The organism is Pseudomonas sp. TE21435, assembly GCF_056279265.1.
The window spans coordinates 1,746,107-1,759,774 of sequence record NZ_JBWBQZ010000001.1 but is presented as its reverse complement, the minus strand read 5'-3'; the positions used below and the strand labels follow the sequence as shown (position 1 = coordinate 1,759,774).

Genomic DNA, 13,668 nt, shown 5'->3' with positions numbered 1-13,668 from the left:
AGCCCGCTGTTAACGGGTTGCCTGCGCGTCGGCTTCGGCGAACGCCTCGCGGGCCAGGCGGAAACTGTCCACCGCCGCAGGTACGCCGCAGTAAATGCCGACTTGAAGCAGGATCTCGCGAATCTGTTCGCGGCTCAGGCCATTACGCAAGGCGCCGCGGATGTGCAGCTTGAGTTCGTGGGGCCGGTTGAGCGCGGAAATCATTGCCAAGTTTATCATGCTGCGCTCTTTGAGCGACAAGCCTTCGCGGCCCCAGACGTGGCCCCAGCAGTATTCGGTGACCAGCTCCTGGAGTGGCTGGGTGAAGGCGTCGGCGTTCTCGAGCGAGCGCTTGACGTATTCCTCGCCGAGCACCTGGGTGCGGATCTGCAGGCCTTTTTCGTACTTTTCGTTGTTCATGGCCAAGGTCCTGTGTGACTGAATGGAAAATGGGGGCTGGGGCCGCAAAGCGGCCCCAGCGGATCTCAGCCCAGCGGCGGCAGCGCGCCGAGCTTGCCCTTGTGGTACACCATGGGCGTTACCGGCTGCTCGGGCAGCACCAGGTTCTTCACCTGGCCAACGATGATCGCGTGGTCGCCGCCATCGTATTCGCGCCACAGTTCGCACTCGATGATCGCCGTGGCCTTGGTGAGCAGCGGGTTGCCCAGTTCGCTCAACTGCCAGTCGATGCCCTTGGCCTTGTCCTTGCCTTTGCCGGCGAAGGCATAGGCCTCGGCGGTCTGGTCGGCGGACAGCAGGTGGATGGCGAACCGCTTGCTGTCGCGCAGTATCGGGTAGGTGTCGGAGGCGTAGTTGGGGCAGAAAAGCACCAGTGCCGGCTCGATCGACAGCGCGCTGAACGCGCTGGCGGTGATGCCGACGATGCCGCCGTCGGCGTCCAGGGTGGTGACCACGGTGACGCCGGACGGGAACGAGCCCATCACGTCTTTGTAGATGCCGGGTTCGATCATGGTGGCGTTCTCCTAGCGCATCACGAAGGGGTCGGGCATGGGCGCGGTGGACAGGTTGATCCACACCGTCTTCAGCTCGGTATAGGCCAGCACCGAGTCGATGCCGCTCTCGCGGCCATAACCGCTGTTCTTGAAGCCGCCAATGGGGGCCATTGCCGAGACGGCGCGGTAGGTGTTGACCCAGATGATCCCCGAGCGCACGTCACGGGCCAGGCGATGGGCGCGGCCCAGGTCGCGGGTCCAGATACCGGCGGCCAGGCCGAACTGCGAGTCGTTGGCCATCGCCAGGGCCTGCTCCTCGGTCTTGAAGCGGATCACCGCGGCGACCGGGCCGAACACTTCTTCCTGCATGATGGTCATCGAGTTGCTGTCGCATTCGAACAGGGTCGGCTCGTAGAACCAGCCGTCACCTTCGACCTCTGCACGTTTGCCGCCCATGCGCAGGGTGGCGCCCTCGGCCTTGGCCGCGGCCACCAGGCCTTCGATCACCGCCAGTTGCTGGGCGGTGGCGATCGGGCCCATCTCGCTGCTGTCGTCCTGCGGGTTGCCGATGCGGATACTTTTGGCGCGGGCGATCAGGCGTTCGACGAACTCGTCGAAGATCTCGTCCTGCACCAGCAGCCGCGAGCCGGCCACGCAGCTTTGCCCGGAGGCGGCATAGATGCCGGCTACGGCGCCGTTGATGGCGCTGTCCAGGTCGGCGTCGGCGAAGATGATGTTCGGTGACTTGCCGCCCAGCTCCAGCGACAGCTTGGCGAAGTTCTCGGCGCTGCTGCGCACCACGTGGCGGGCGGTGGCAGCGCCGCCGGTGAAGGCGATCTTGCGCACCAGCGGGTGGCGGGTCAGCGCCGCGCCGGTGCTTGGGCCGTAACCTGTGACCACGTTGACCACGCCAGCCGGGAAGCCGGCTTCCAGAGCCAGGCGGGCCAGTTCGAGGAGGGTGGCGGAGGCGTGCTCCGAGGGCTTGAGCACGATGGTGTTGCCGGCGGCCAGGGCCGGGGCCAGCTTGATCGCGGTGAGGTACAGCGGGCTGTTCCACGGGATGATCCCGGCCACCACGCCGATCGGCTCGTGCACGGTGTAGGCAAACAGGTCCGGCTTGTCCAGCGGCAGGGTGCCGCCTTCGAGCTTGTCGGCCAGGCCTGCGGTGTAGTGGAAGAACTCCGGCAGGTAGCCGACCTGGCCGCGGGTTTCGCGGATCAGCTTGCCGTTGTCGCGGCTTTCCAGCTGGGCCAGGTGTTCCTTGTTCTCGGCAATCAGGTCGCCGAGGCGGCGCAGCAGCTTGCCTCGGGCGGTGGCGGTGAGGCCGCGCCAGGCCTTGCCTTCGAAGGCGCGCTGGGCGGCCTGCACGGCAAGCTCGACATCGGCTTCGCCGGCATCGGGCAGTTGCGCCCAGGCCTTGGCGGTGGCCGGGTCGAGGCTGTCGAAGGTCTTGCCGCTCTGGGCATCGCGCCATTGGCCGTCGATGCACATCTGGAAACGAACGAGGGTCATGCGACTATCCCCTTGGCGGATTCGGAGAGGGTGCGGGCCTGCCTGAGGAAGTCCAGCAGCATCTTGTTGACTTCGCGCGGTGCTTCCACCGGCATCATATGCCTTTGCTCGGCGAGGACCACGCTCTGCGCGCCGGGAATCCGTGCGGCGAGTTGGCGGGTCATGGCCGGAGTGGAACCGCTGTCGAGCTCGCCCGTGGCGATCAGCGTCGGCACCTGGATGTTGCCCAGGTCGGCTTCGCGGTACATGTCCTGGGTGGCGAACAGCGAATAGGTGGTGTGGTAGCCCTGCGGGTCGTTGCTCGCCAGGATCTGGCGGATGGCGGCGACCTGGGCCGGGTTGGCGGCCTTGTACTCGCGGCTGAACCAGCGCTCGAGCGCGGCGTCGACGTTGGCGTCGGGGCCCTGTTCAAAGGCTTGCGCGGCGCGTGCGATCACCCCGGCGCTCTGCTCGGGGGTGCGGTTGAACACGCTGTTGAGTATCACCAGCGCGGCCAGGCGTTGCGGGTAGTTGAGCGCGAAGGCGCGGGCCACCAGGCCGCCCATGGAAAAGCCGATCACGCAGGCCTGGGCGACCTGCAGGTGGTCGAGCAGTTCAGCAAGCTGCTCGGCATAGCCCTCCAGCGGCGTATCGGCGCTGGGCACGCGGCTCTGGCCATGGCCGAGCATGTCGTAGGCGATGACGCGGTAGTCGTTGGCCAGGCCGACGATCTGCCCGCCCCACATTTCCTTGTTCAGGCCCACGCCGTGGATCAGTACCACGGGCTGGCCCTGGCCCAGGTCCAGGTAACTGGTCCCGGCCGGTGTACGTTCAGCGACAGGCTGAATCATGGAGGGCGCTCCTTGAAGGTCGGGCGCGGCGGGTATGCACGCCACGCCCAGGCCCGTCTTGGTTGTTGTTATTGAGCGTTGGCCTTTTCGGCAGCCAGTTCTTCCAGGTCGATGTAGCGGTTGCCAATGCGTGGGTGCAGGCGGCCACCGTCGGCGGCGCCCAGCACCACGACGATCTCGTCGGCACGTGGAGCATCTTCGATCTGCATTTCCAGGGTGATGTAGTGCGAGCGCAGGCCTTCGTCGTCCTTCTGCATCATCGGGATCTGGATCGAGGTGCCGGGGCCGCCGCGTTTGTTGGTAAAGCTCAGGTAGCTCTTGGCCTGCACGGCTTCGCGGTAGTGGTTGCCGAAACGCAGGGTGTGGATTACGGCCGAGGCGTGCTCGATCTCGCCGTCGGCGCCGACCACGGCAGCTTTGCCGTAGGCCTCGATCTTGTCGGCTCCGCCGATGGCGGCGGTCAGGCGCTCGACCATCAGCGCGCCCAGCGCGGAGCAGTTGGCGCGGATTTCCGGCTTGAGGTCTTCGACGAAGCCGCGACCGGCCCATGGGTTCTTGATCACCACGGCCAGGCCGACCATGGTCACCGGCTTGTCGGTGGCTTTGCCGCCTTCGATGCGGGTCTCTTCGGAGTAGGTGACGATCTTGCGGATTTCGAAACTCATGGGGGCTCCTGGTTAGGGTTATCAGCTCTTGTTGTCTGATGGTATACCATAATATTTGATGTGCAAGAGGCGGTCGAAAATTTCTCTCAACGGAGGACGAAAGGCTGTGTGCCTGGCTTGGGTTTGGAGGCGATGCATCTATCGCGCGCCGCCCGCGCGGCGCATCGCGGATGAATCCGCTCCTACATTTGTTGCAACGTGCCAAACCTGTGAGGCCATGTTTGCCAGCCCTGGCGCAAGGCATGAAGCATGTGGGGCGGCAGAGACGCTCACCGAGAAACCGCGCCGTGCAAACAAAGCTGGCAACTGTGGCCTGCCAGGCATGGTCACGTTGCAGCAGATGTAGGAGCGGATTCATCCGCGATGCGCCGCGCGGGCGGCGCTCGATCTCACAGGCGCAGAACCTGCCCCGACGAACATTTCAAGGCGCCCCGCAAAAAAAACCGCCCACGTCGGCCACTGGGGCCAACGCGAGCGGGCTGGTTCCCGCAATCAATCAGGCAAAGGGAATTCAGGCGAAGGCCGGCACCACTTCCTTGATGAACAGCTCCAGCGACTTGCGTTTCTCGGCATGGGGCAGGCTGTTGTCGCACCAGAAGCTGAACTCGTCGACGCCGAGCGCCTGGTAGTACTTGATGCGCGCAATGATTTCTTCCGGCGTGCCGATCATGGTGTTCTTGCGAATGTTCTCCAGCGCGAACGCTGGCACCTCGGCGAACTTCGATTCCGGGCTTGGTTCGAGGAAGCCGTTGACCGGCACGGTCTTGTTGCCAAACCAGGCATCGAAGGTGCGGTAGAAGCGTGAGATGGCCTGGGCACCGACCTTCCAGCCGTCCGGCTCGGCCGGGCTGTGCACGTGGGTGTGGCGCAGCACCATCAGTTGTGGGCGCGGCACGTCCGGGTTGTTGTCCAGCGCGGCCTGGAACTTGTTCTTCAGGTCCAGCACTTCCTCGTCGCCCTTCATCAGCGGGGTGACCATGACGTTGCAGCCGTTGGCCACGGCGAAGTTGTGCGAGTCAGGGTCGCGGGCGGCGATCCACATCGGCGGCATGCCCGGCTGTACCGGCTTGGGCACGCTGGTGGAGGTGGGGAAGTTGTAGATCTCGCCTTCATGGGCATAGTCGCCTTGCCACAGCTGGCGCACCGCCGGGACCATCTCGCGCAGGGCCTTGCCGCCATCGGTGGCCGGCATGCCGCCGGCCATGCGGTCGAACTCGAACTGGTAGGCGCCACGGGCCAGGCCCACTTCCATGCGGCCATTGCTGATCACATCGAGCAGGGCGCATTCGCCGGCGACGCGGATCGGGTTCCAGAAGGGCGCGATGATGGTGCCGGCGCCCAGGCGGATTTTCTCGGTGCGTGCGGCCAGGTAGGCCAGCAGCGGCATCGGGCTCGGCGAGATGGTGTACTCCATGGCGTGGTGTTCGCCGATCCACACGGTGCTGAAACCGCCGTCTTCGGCCATCAGGGTCAGTTCGGTGAGGTCTTCGAACAGCTGGCGGTGGCTGACCTGCTCATCCCAACGTTCCATGTGTACGAACAGCGAAAATTTCATGGGGCTTTTCCTCGGAGCTTTGTTGTTTTCGCCCGCCGTGGCAGGCGCTCTAAGTGGAATCAGTCGTCAGAGTCTCAGGCGAAGGCCGGCAGGCTGGCCATCTTGCCGCGGCAATAGACCATCGGGCGGGGCGCCTCCTGCGGGACGATCAGGTTGTGTACCTTGCCGACCATGATGGCGTGGTCGCCGCCTTCGTATTCACGCCACAGTTCGCATTCGATCACGGCGGTGGCGCCAGCCAGGATCGGGTTGCCCAGTTCGCTCAGGGTCCACTCGATGCCGACGGCCTTGTCCTTGCCTTTTTTCGCGAACGCATACGCCTCGGCCTGCTGTTCACCGGAGAGCAGGTGAATGGCGAAGCGCTTGTTCTTCATCAGTACAGGGTAGGAGTCGGAGCTGTAGTTGGGGCAGAACAGCACCAGTGGCGGGTCCATTGACAGGGAGGAGAAGGCGCTGGCGGTGAGGCCGACGATCGAGCCGTCGTCGTCCAGGGTGGTGATGACGGTCACGCCGGAGGGGAAGGAGCCCAGGACGTGCTTGTAGACGGTTGCGTCGATCATCTCGTGTACCTCTGAAAAGGCTGCGGTGGTCCGCGGTTTTTATCGTTGATGTGTCTGATGGTATACCGTAATACCTATATTGCAAGAGGAATTTTCCGTGCGCTGGAGTTCGCGATAAACGGCGCAAGCCCCCGTAATCACGGGTCTTGGTGTAAACCTTCGGGCTGCAAGTCAGTGTATGGAGCGGATCAGTTGTGGTGAAAATGAGCGGCGCAGTGTTGTCAAACTCTTGGAATACCATAATATGGTCTTCAGCTGAGAGGCCGCCCCGAGCGGTTTCCATACAACGATAAAAACGACCTTTCGAGCTGAATCCTATGTCCCAACCGTCGTCGCAACACCATCTCGTCGAGCAACACACGGTCGATTACGTGCCACCGTCCGAGCGCCATGGGAAGGCGCGCGACCTTTTCACCCTGTGGTTCAGCACCAACATCGCGCCGCTGCCGATCGTCACCGGGGCCATGGTGGTCCAGGTGTTCCACCTGAACTTGCTGTGGGGGCTGCTGGCCATCGTGCTGGGGCACCTGCTGGGCGGGGTGGTGATCGCCCTGGCCTCGGCGCAGGGGCCACAACTGGGCATTCCGCAGATGGTGCAGAGCCGCGGCCAGTTCGGGCGCTATGGTGCGCTGCTGATCGTGTTCTTCACCGCATTGATCTACGTCGGTTTCTTCATTTCCAACATCGTCCTGGCCGGCAAGTCGATCCACGGCATCGCCCCTGGCGTGCCGATGCCCGGCGCCATCGTCATCGGCGCCCTGAGCGCCACCGCCATCGGGGTGATCGGCTACCGCTTCATCCATACGCTGAACCGCGTCGGCACCTGGGTGATGGGCTCGGCGTTGCTGGCGGGTTTCATCATGATGTTCGCCCAGGAGCTGCCGGGCGACTTCTTCAGCCGTGGCGCGTTCAACCTGTCCGGCTTCGTCGCCACGGTGTCGCTGGGCATCATCTGGCAAATCAGCTTCTCGCCCTATACCTCGGACTACTCGCGCTACCTGCCCCGTGAAGTCGGCATCGCCAAACCGTTCTGGGCCACCTACCTCGGGGCCACGCTGGGTACCATCCTGTGCTTCAGCTTCGGTGCGGTGGCGGTGCTGTGCGTGCCGGAAGGCACCGATGCCATGGTGGCGGTCAAGCAGGCCACCGGTTGGCTGGGCCCGGTGCTGATGGTGCTGTTCCTGCTCAACATCATCAGCCACAACGCCCTCAACCTCTACGGTGCGGTGTTGTCGATCGTCACTGCGATCCAGACCTTCGCCGCCCACTGGACGCCGAGCATCAAGCTGCGGGTGCTGCTGGCGGGGGTGATCCTGGTGGGCTGCGGTCTGGTGGCGTTGAACGCCTCGGTGGACTTCATCGGCCAGTTCATCGGGCTGATCCTGGCGCTGTTGCTGGTGCTGGTGCCGTGGGCGTCGATCAACCTGGTGGATTTCTACCTAATCAAGCGCGGCGCATACGACATCGCCTCGATCTTCCGCGCCGACGGCGGCATCTACGGGCGTTTCAATCACCACGCGATCATCGCCTATGCCTGCGGCATCCTGGTGCAGCTGCCGTTCGCCAATACGTCGCTGTATGTTGGGCCGTACTCGAACATCGTCGAGGGGGCCGACCTGTCGTGGCTGTTCGGGCTGTTGGTGACAGTGCCGCTGTATTACTGCCTGGCGACGCGGGCTCAGCCGGAAAAGGCGCAGCGGGTGGTCGGCGTCAAATCCTGAGGTCCGCGCCAAACTCATCGCGGGGCATGCCAGATCCTGCGCAACCCTTGCAGGAGCGGGTGTGCCCCGCGATGTTCGTCAGGCCGTTCAGAGCTTGAACTGCGCGACCAGCCCATTGAGCTCCAGCGCCAGCTGCGACAGGTCCTGGGCCGATGCGCTGGTCTGGTTGGCCCCGGTGGTCGTCTGCATTGCCAGCTCGCGGATATTCACCAGGTTGCGGTCCACTTCCCGGGCCACCTGCGCCTGCTCCTCGGTGGCGCTGGCGATCACCAGGTTACGCTGGTTGATCGAGGTGATGGTCCGCGAGATGACCTCCAGAGCCTGACCGGCCGACTGCGCCACCTCCAAGGTGCCGCTGGCGCGGCCCTGACTGCTGTGCATGGCGCTGACCGCTCGTTCGGTGCCGATCTGGATGCCGCCGATCATCTGCTCGATCTCCGCGGTGGACTGCTGGGTACGGTGGGCCAGGGCGCGCACTTCGTCGGCGACCACGGCAAAGCCACGGCCTGCCTCGCCGGCGCGGGCGGCCTCGATGGCGGCATTGAGCGCCAGCAGGTTGGTCTGGCCGGCGATGGCGCCGATCACATCCAGTACGCGGGTAATGTCGTTGGCGCTGTTGGCCAGCTGTTCGATCTCTGCGGCGGTGCCAGTGACGTCATCGACCAGGTGCTGGATCGAGGCGAGGGCCTGGTTGACTTGGTCTCTGCCGTCACGGGTGGTCTGGTCCGCGCCCTGGGAGGCTTCGGCAGTGCTCACGGCGTTGCTGGCCACCTCCTCGACGGCGCTGGTCATCTGGTTGACCGCAGTGGCGGCCTGGTCGATCTCGGTGCTCTGCTGCAGCAAGCCACGGCTGGTGTCCTCGGTGACGCTGTGCAGCTCCTCCGAGGCCGAGGCCAGGCGGTTGGAGGACGCGGCGATCTTGCCAATAGTGTCGCGCAGGCTTTGCTGCATGCGGCGCAGGGCGTGCAGCAGCAACGCCGGTTCGTCCTGGCCAATGACCACGATCTCGTGGGTAAGGTCGCCGGTGGCGACACGTTCGGCCACGATGACGGCCTCGGTCAGCGGCGCCACGATGCTGCGAGTGAACAGAGTGGCGATAGCGATCAATACCAGTACGATCAGAACCATCGAACCGATGATCACGGTGAGCGCTTGATCACTGACCGCGTCGCTACGCTGCGAGGCGGCTTGCGCTCCCTTGTAGTTGTAGGCCACCAAAGTCGCCAAGGTTTCCATCATGCGGTCGGCGCGTTGGATCAATGGGCCATTGATCAGGCGCCGGGCTTCTGTCACGTAGCCGGCGCTGATGTTGCGCAGCACTTCTTGCTGCTGCTGGGTGTATTGTTGGCGCGCAGTGATGAAAGCATTGAACAGGCTGCGGTCCTCGGCGTCGAAAATGGTCTTTTCATAGTCCTTCAGGTCCTGCTGCACCGCGTCCTCGATGCTGTTCAGCAAGTTGCCGCTGGCATTGTCGTCACCGTCCTGCTCCAGGGCGGTACGCAGCGTCGCTGCGCGTTCCTGGGCGAGGGTGCCGGTGATTTCGTTGAGGGCAATCACCGCTGGCAGCCAGTTGCCGCGGATTTCGTCGGTGGCATCGTTCATCTGCCGGGTCTCGTACAGCGCCACCAGCCCCATGGCCATGACCAGGGCCGCCAGCAGGGTGAACAGGCTGGTCGCCCGTTTGCCGATCTTCATGTTTCTCAACAGCATGGGTGTTCCTTGACGTGTGAATGCAAACGTCAAGAGCATGGGCTGGGGGAGGAGCAGGGGGTAGTCGCCAGGTCCTACGCGCTATAGCGTTTTTTCCTGTTCGTCAGGGTTGGAATGCGATCGCGGGGCAAGCCTGTCCCTACAGCAACCTTGCAGTTGATCTGTAGGGGCGCGCGTGCCTCGCGTGCAGTTCTTGCACCTCAGACCTTGAACTGCGCCACCATCCCATTCAGCTCCACCGCCAGGCGTGAAAGGTCCTGGGCCGCCGCGCTGGTCTGGTTGGCGCCAGCCGAAGTCTGCATTGCCAGGTCGCGGATGTTCACCAGGTTGCGGTCCACTTCCCGCGCCACCTGGGCCTGCTGCTCAGAGGCCGTGGCGATCACCAGGTTGCGCTGGTTGATCGTGGCGATTGCCTCTGCGATCAGCTCCAGGGCCTGGCCGGCCGACTGCGCCACTTCAAGGGTGCCGCCGGCGCGGCCCTGGCTGCTGTGCATGGCGCTGACCGCACGCTCGGTGCCGGTCTGGATGCCGTCGATCATCTGCTCGATTTCCGCCGTGGACTGCTGGGTGCGATGGGCCAGGGCGCGCACTTCGTCGGCGACCACGGCGAAGCCGCGGCCCGCCTCGCCGGCACGGGCGGCCTCGATGGCGGCGTTGAGGGCCAGCAGGTTGGTCTGCCCGGCGATCGAGCCGATCACGTCGAGCACCTGGCTGATCTGGTTGGCGTGGCTGGCCAACTGCTCGATTTCTTCGGCGGTGCCGGTCACGTCATCCACCAGGTGCTGGATCGACACGAGCGCCTGGTTGACCTGGTCGCGACCATCGCGGGTGGTGCGGTCGGCGCCCTGGGAGGCATCGGCGGTGCTCACGGCGTTGCTGGCCACTTCTTCGACGGCGGCGGTCATCTGGTTGACCGCGGTGGCGGCCTGGTCGATCTCGGCACTTTGCTGGTGCAGGCCGCGGCTGGTGTCCTCGGTGACCGTGTGCAGTTCCTCGGAGGCCGAGGCCAACTGGTCGGAGGAGGCGGCGATCCGCCGCAAGGTGTCGCGCAGGCTGTGCTGCATGCGGCTCAGGGCGCGCAGCAGCAAGGCCGGCTCGTCGCGGCCGAGCACGGTTATCTCGCGGGTCAGGTCGCCGGTGGCGACGCGCTCGGCCACGGCGACGGCGTCGGCCAGTGGGACGATGATGCTGCGGGTGAGCAGGGTGGCGATGCCGACCAGCGCGAGCAGGATCACGGCGATGGCGGTGATGATCAGGGTAAAGGCTTCGTCGGACGCCGCGCTGCTGCGCTGCGAGGCCTGCTCGGCGCCCTGGGTGTTGTAGGCGATCAGCTCGGCGAGGGCCTTCATCATGCTATCGGCGTATTCGGCCAGCGGGCCGTTGACCAGGCGGCGGGCCTCATCCAGCTGGTCGTTGCCGGCGGCGTTGCGAATGGCTTTCTGCAGGCCGTGGTAACGCTCGCTCAGGCCAATGAAGGTATCGAACAGGGCGCGATCGTCGGCTTCGATGATGGTGTGCTCGTAGGCCTTGAGATCGCTTTCGAGTTGCTGGTTGACCTGGACGATCTTGTCCAGGGTGGCGTGGCGGGCGCTGCTGCTGTCCTCCAGGACACTGCGCAAGGTGAGGGCACGGGCCCGGCCCAGGTTGCTGCTGACCTCGCCCAGGGCGAGTACCGCAGGCATCCAGGTGATGCGGATTTCGTCGGTGGCGCTGTCCATCCTGCGGGTTTCGTAGAGGGCGACCAGGCCCATGGCCAGGACCAGGATCCCGAGCAGGGTGAACATTCCTGCTGCCCGAATGCCGATCTTAACGTTCCGTAACTGCATGCGACGCTCCTTGACGGTGGCTGCAGGCGTCAAGAGCGCGGACGGACCGGGCTCGGCTGGTAGGGCTCTCGATGCACTGCGAAAGGGTTATATCCTCACGGTTCATGTTGTTTTTTCAGAATGATGACACAGTGCCACTATTTTTGACCAGTCGTTCAATCAAAGTTCGGCTCCCCCGGTATGTCGTCACTTGCTGACCATTAGTATTCATTCCGTCGCAAAAAGGGCCGCAGAGCGGCCCTTTTATGATCATGCAACGATCGGGATCAATGGGTCGGCAGCCGCCAGCGCCTGGGCGCGATCCGCTGCCGGGGGGTAGATCCACACCGTGTTGATCTGGCGCTTGAGGTTCTTGCCGTCCTGGCCCTGCAGGTGCAGTTCGCGTTCCCAGCCTTCGCTGTAGGCCGCGCCCCATTCTCCCAGGTCCAGGCAGGTGACGTACTTGGGCTGGCGATAGATCACCGGCTCTACACCGAGCAGGTCGGCCATGGCGTTGTTGCCAGAATGGCGGCCCATGGGAATGGCGTGCTGGCAGGTCATCAGCGCGTGGTTGCCCTTGTCATCGACGGCGGCGCAGGCGACATCGCCGGTGGCGTAGATGTAGTCCTGGCCAACGACTTTCAGGTGACCGTCGACTTTCAGGCGGCCCAGGCTGTCACGCTCGCCTGCGATCTGGACGGTCAGTGGGCTGGCCTTGACCCCCACGGTCCAGATCACGGTCTTGCTGGCGATGTATTCGCCGTTGTCCAGGGTCACGCCTCCCGCATCCACCGCCACCACCGAGGTGCCCGTCAGCCATTGCACCCCGGCCTGCTCGCTGGCGCTGACGATGGCCGGGGTGATCCCGGCGCCGAGTGCGGCGCCGATGCTGGGACCACGGTCGATCAGCACCACGCGGGCCTGGCCTGCGCCGAGGATGGCGCGCAGCCGGGATGGCAGCTCGGTGGCCGTTTCGATACCGGTGAAGCCACCGCCGCACACCACCACGGTGTTGCGCGCCGGGGAGGCGGGCAGGGTGGCCAAACTGTGCAGGTGCTGCTCCAGGCGAGTGGCCGACTCGATCTGGTCGACATCGAAGGTGTGCTCGGCCAGGCCTGGGACGGCAGGGCGGGCCACTTGGCTGCCGGCGGCGAGGATCAGGCGATCGTAGGCGAGCTGGTGCTGGCGGCCGTCGGTGTCGCGATAGCTGACCTGGCGGGCGTCGCTGTCGATGGTATCGGCGATGCCGTGGATGAACTCCACGCCCACCACGTCGAACAGCGCCTCCAATGGCGCCTGCAAGCTGTGCACGTCGGCTTCGTAGAAGCGTGGGCGAATCCGCAATTGCGGCTGCGGGGCCAGCACACTGATGCGCACGTCGCCGCGCTGGGCCTGGTCGAGCAGGCGGGCGGCGCTCAGGGCGCTCCAGACACCGGCAAAGCCGGCACCGATGATCAGGATACGAGAGGTCATGAAGGTGCTCCGCAAGGTAAGAAAGGGCTTCGACGAAGCATGTGCTGCTTGCCGAATAACTACGACTGTATTGGTCGCAGTTTAATCCGGCAAGTGTTTTTTACGCATCGGGTTGTTCGCCAACCGCCATGAAACGCGCAGATACCTTGTGTTTACTGGCGTAAAGCGGGGTCTTGATCGGCCAGTGCGACGACGGGCGGCTACGCCCGGCTTTGCTTGCCAGCGCTGAAGGGCGTACTATTTGCGACAAAGTCAGTCGGAGATTCATATGTCCCTCTACAGTGCAGGCGTCGAGTACGGCATCCACTGCCTGCTGTTTCTGGTGGACGAGCGTGGCGACAGCCGCGAGTCCAGCGTGCGCGACCTGGCCGAGCTGCAGGGGGTGCCCCAGGAGTACCTGGCCAAGGTCTTTACCAAGCTCGCCCGGGCCGGGCTGGTGGCCGCGACCGAAGGCGTGCGCGGCGGGTTTCACCTGGCGCGGCCTTCCGACGAAATCACCGTGCTGGATATCGTCACGGCCATCGATGGGCCGAAGAAGCTCTTCGATTGCCGGGAGATCCGCGAGCGCTGCGCGGTGTTCGAGGGTTCGGCGCCGGGCTGGGCGACCGAGGGCACCTGTGCGATCCACGCGGTGATGCTGGGGGCGCAGAAACGCATGGAGGAGGCGCTGGCCCAGCAGACCATCCTCGACCTGGCGCGGCGGTTCGGGCGCAAGGCGCCGGCCGAGTTCGGGCAGAAGGTCAATGACTGGATGAGCGAGCGACGCGACGGGAAAGTCAGTGGTGGCGATATTCCGCTACAGGCGGTTTGACCCTGCATGGTCCGGGCCGCCACGGAAAATGCTGCTCAACCCCCAGGTAAATCCTTGCCTGGGTGATCCGCCCGCGCGCCTCAAGGCGAGGTAA

Annotated in this window: 12 protein-coding genes; 2 read left to right on the top strand and 10 right to left on the bottom strand. The window is 64.6% G+C overall.

Annotation, left to right across the window (positions count from 1 at the left end):
• Positions 1–9: 9 nt before the first annotated feature.
• The 7 genes from ACZ9C1_RS07940 to ACZ9C1_RS07910 all read right to left on the bottom strand — a co-directional run bounded on the left by ACZ9C1_RS07940 (position 10) and on the right by ACZ9C1_RS07910 (position 6,054).
• Complete coding sequence (locus tag ACZ9C1_RS07940) at positions 10–399, bottom strand: carboxymuconolactone decarboxylase family protein (protein ID WP_277504681.1); 390 nt, start codon at positions 397–399, stop codon at positions 10–12.
• Between the two features lie 65 nt (positions 400–464).
• The gene (locus tag ACZ9C1_RS07935; protein WP_102682370.1) at positions 465–950 is read right to left on the bottom strand and encodes a flavin reductase family protein; all 486 of its coding nucleotides are present in this window, start codon (positions 948–950) and stop codon (positions 465–467) included.
• A gap of 12 nt (positions 951–962) precedes the next feature.
• A complete protein-coding gene (locus ACZ9C1_RS07930; RefSeq protein WP_046855237.1) occupies positions 963–2,444 on the bottom strand; it encodes an aldehyde dehydrogenase in 1,482 nt (493 codons plus the stop codon).
• A complete protein-coding gene (locus tag ACZ9C1_RS07925; RefSeq protein WP_457378902.1) occupies positions 2,441–3,274 on the bottom strand; it encodes an alpha/beta fold hydrolase in 834 nt (277 codons plus the stop codon). The genes ACZ9C1_RS07930 and ACZ9C1_RS07925 overlap by 4 nt, the downstream gene beginning before the upstream one ends.
• A gap of 68 nt (positions 3,275–3,342) precedes the next feature.
• Positions 3,343–3,939 (bottom strand): amino acid synthesis family protein, encoded by a 597-nt coding sequence (locus ACZ9C1_RS07920; protein ID WP_023632164.1) that lies wholly within the window; start codon positions 3,937–3,939, stop codon positions 3,343–3,345.
• 511 nt (positions 3,940–4,450) lie between these two features.
• A complete protein-coding gene (locus ACZ9C1_RS07915) occupies positions 4,451–5,494 on the bottom strand; it encodes an LLM class flavin-dependent oxidoreductase (protein ID WP_198754272.1) in 1,044 nt (347 codons plus the stop codon).
• A 74-nt stretch (positions 5,495–5,568) separates the two neighbouring features.
• Positions 5,569–6,054, bottom strand: a complete 486-nt coding sequence (locus ACZ9C1_RS07910; RefSeq protein WP_023630914.1) for a flavin reductase family protein — start codon at positions 6,052–6,054, stop codon at positions 5,569–5,571.
• Between the two features lie 317 nt (positions 6,055–6,371).
• On the opposite strand from ACZ9C1_RS07910, the gene ACZ9C1_RS07905 reads away from it, so the two are divergent.
• Positions 6,372–7,775 carry a purine-cytosine permease family protein gene (locus ACZ9C1_RS07905; protein ID WP_277504662.1) on the top strand — a complete coding sequence of 468 codons (1,404 nt, stop codon included), beginning with the start codon at positions 6,372–6,374 and terminating at the stop codon, positions 7,773–7,775.
• An 87-nt stretch (positions 7,776–7,862) separates the two neighbouring features.
• Here the strand turns inward: ACZ9C1_RS07905 and ACZ9C1_RS07900 are convergent, their stop codons facing one another.
• The 3 genes from ACZ9C1_RS07900 to ACZ9C1_RS07890 all read right to left on the bottom strand — a co-directional run bounded on the left by ACZ9C1_RS07900 (position 7,863) and on the right by ACZ9C1_RS07890 (position 12,763).
• Entirely contained in the window at positions 7,863–9,470 is a 1,608-nt protein-coding gene (locus tag ACZ9C1_RS07900; RefSeq protein ID WP_431197031.1) for a methyl-accepting chemotaxis protein, read from the bottom strand.
• A gap of 215 nt (positions 9,471–9,685) precedes the next feature.
• Positions 9,686–11,269, bottom strand: a complete 1,584-nt coding sequence (locus ACZ9C1_RS07895) for a methyl-accepting chemotaxis protein (RefSeq protein ID WP_431197030.1) — start codon at positions 11,267–11,269, stop codon at positions 9,686–9,688.
• 291 nt (positions 11,270–11,560) lie between these two features.
• Complete coding sequence (locus ACZ9C1_RS07890) at positions 11,561–12,763, bottom strand: NAD(P)/FAD-dependent oxidoreductase (protein ID WP_277504656.1); 1,203 nt, start codon at positions 12,761–12,763, stop codon at positions 11,561–11,563.
• A 268-nt stretch (positions 12,764–13,031) separates the two neighbouring features.
• On the opposite strand from ACZ9C1_RS07890, the gene ACZ9C1_RS07885 reads away from it, so the two are divergent.
• Positions 13,032–13,574, top strand: coding sequence for an RrF2 family transcriptional regulator (locus tag ACZ9C1_RS07885; RefSeq protein WP_476253843.1), 543 nt, complete (start codon positions 13,032–13,034; stop codon positions 13,572–13,574).
• Positions 13,575–13,668: the final 94 nt, after the last annotated feature.

Excerpts from the sequence above, each read along its gene's own strand:
- ACZ9C1_RS07940 (WP_277504681.1), bottom strand. The coding sequence starts at position 399 with ATGAACAACGAAAAGTACGAAAAAGGCCTGCAGATCCGCACCCAGGTG.
- ACZ9C1_RS07935 (WP_102682370.1), bottom strand. The coding sequence starts at position 950 with ATGATCGAACCCGGCATCTACAAAGACGTGATGGGCTCGTTCCCGTCC.
- ACZ9C1_RS07930 (WP_046855237.1), bottom strand. The coding sequence starts at position 2,444 with ATGACCCTCGTTCGTTTCCAGATGTGCATCGACGGCCAATGGCGCGAT.
- ACZ9C1_RS07925 (WP_457378902.1), bottom strand. The coding sequence starts at position 3,274 with ATGATTCAGCCTGTCGCTGAACGTACACCGGCCGGGACCAGTTACCTG.
- ACZ9C1_RS07920 (WP_023632164.1), bottom strand. The coding sequence starts at position 3,939 with ATGAGTTTCGAAATCCGCAAGATCGTCACCTACTCCGAAGAGACCCGC.
- ACZ9C1_RS07915 (WP_198754272.1), bottom strand. The coding sequence starts at position 5,494 with ATGAAATTTTCGCTGTTCGTACACATGGAACGTTGGGATGAGCAGGTC.
- ACZ9C1_RS07910 (WP_023630914.1), bottom strand. The coding sequence starts at position 6,054 with ATGATCGACGCAACCGTCTACAAGCACGTCCTGGGCTCCTTCCCCTCC.
- ACZ9C1_RS07905 (WP_277504662.1), top strand. The coding sequence starts at position 6,372 with ATGTCCCAACCGTCGTCGCAACACCATCTCGTCGAGCAACACACGGTC.
- ACZ9C1_RS07900 (WP_431197031.1), bottom strand. The coding sequence starts at position 9,470 with ATGAAGATCGGCAAACGGGCGACCAGCCTGTTCACCCTGCTGGCGGCC.
- ACZ9C1_RS07895 (WP_431197030.1), bottom strand. The coding sequence starts at position 11,269 with ATGTTCACCCTGCTCGGGATCCTGGTCCTGGCCATGGGCCTGGTCGCC.
- ACZ9C1_RS07890 (WP_277504656.1), bottom strand. The coding sequence starts at position 12,763 with ATGACCTCTCGTATCCTGATCATCGGTGCCGGCTTTGCCGGTGTCTGG.
- ACZ9C1_RS07885 (WP_476253843.1), top strand. The coding sequence starts at position 13,032 with ATGTCCCTCTACAGTGCAGGCGTCGAGTACGGCATCCACTGCCTGCTG.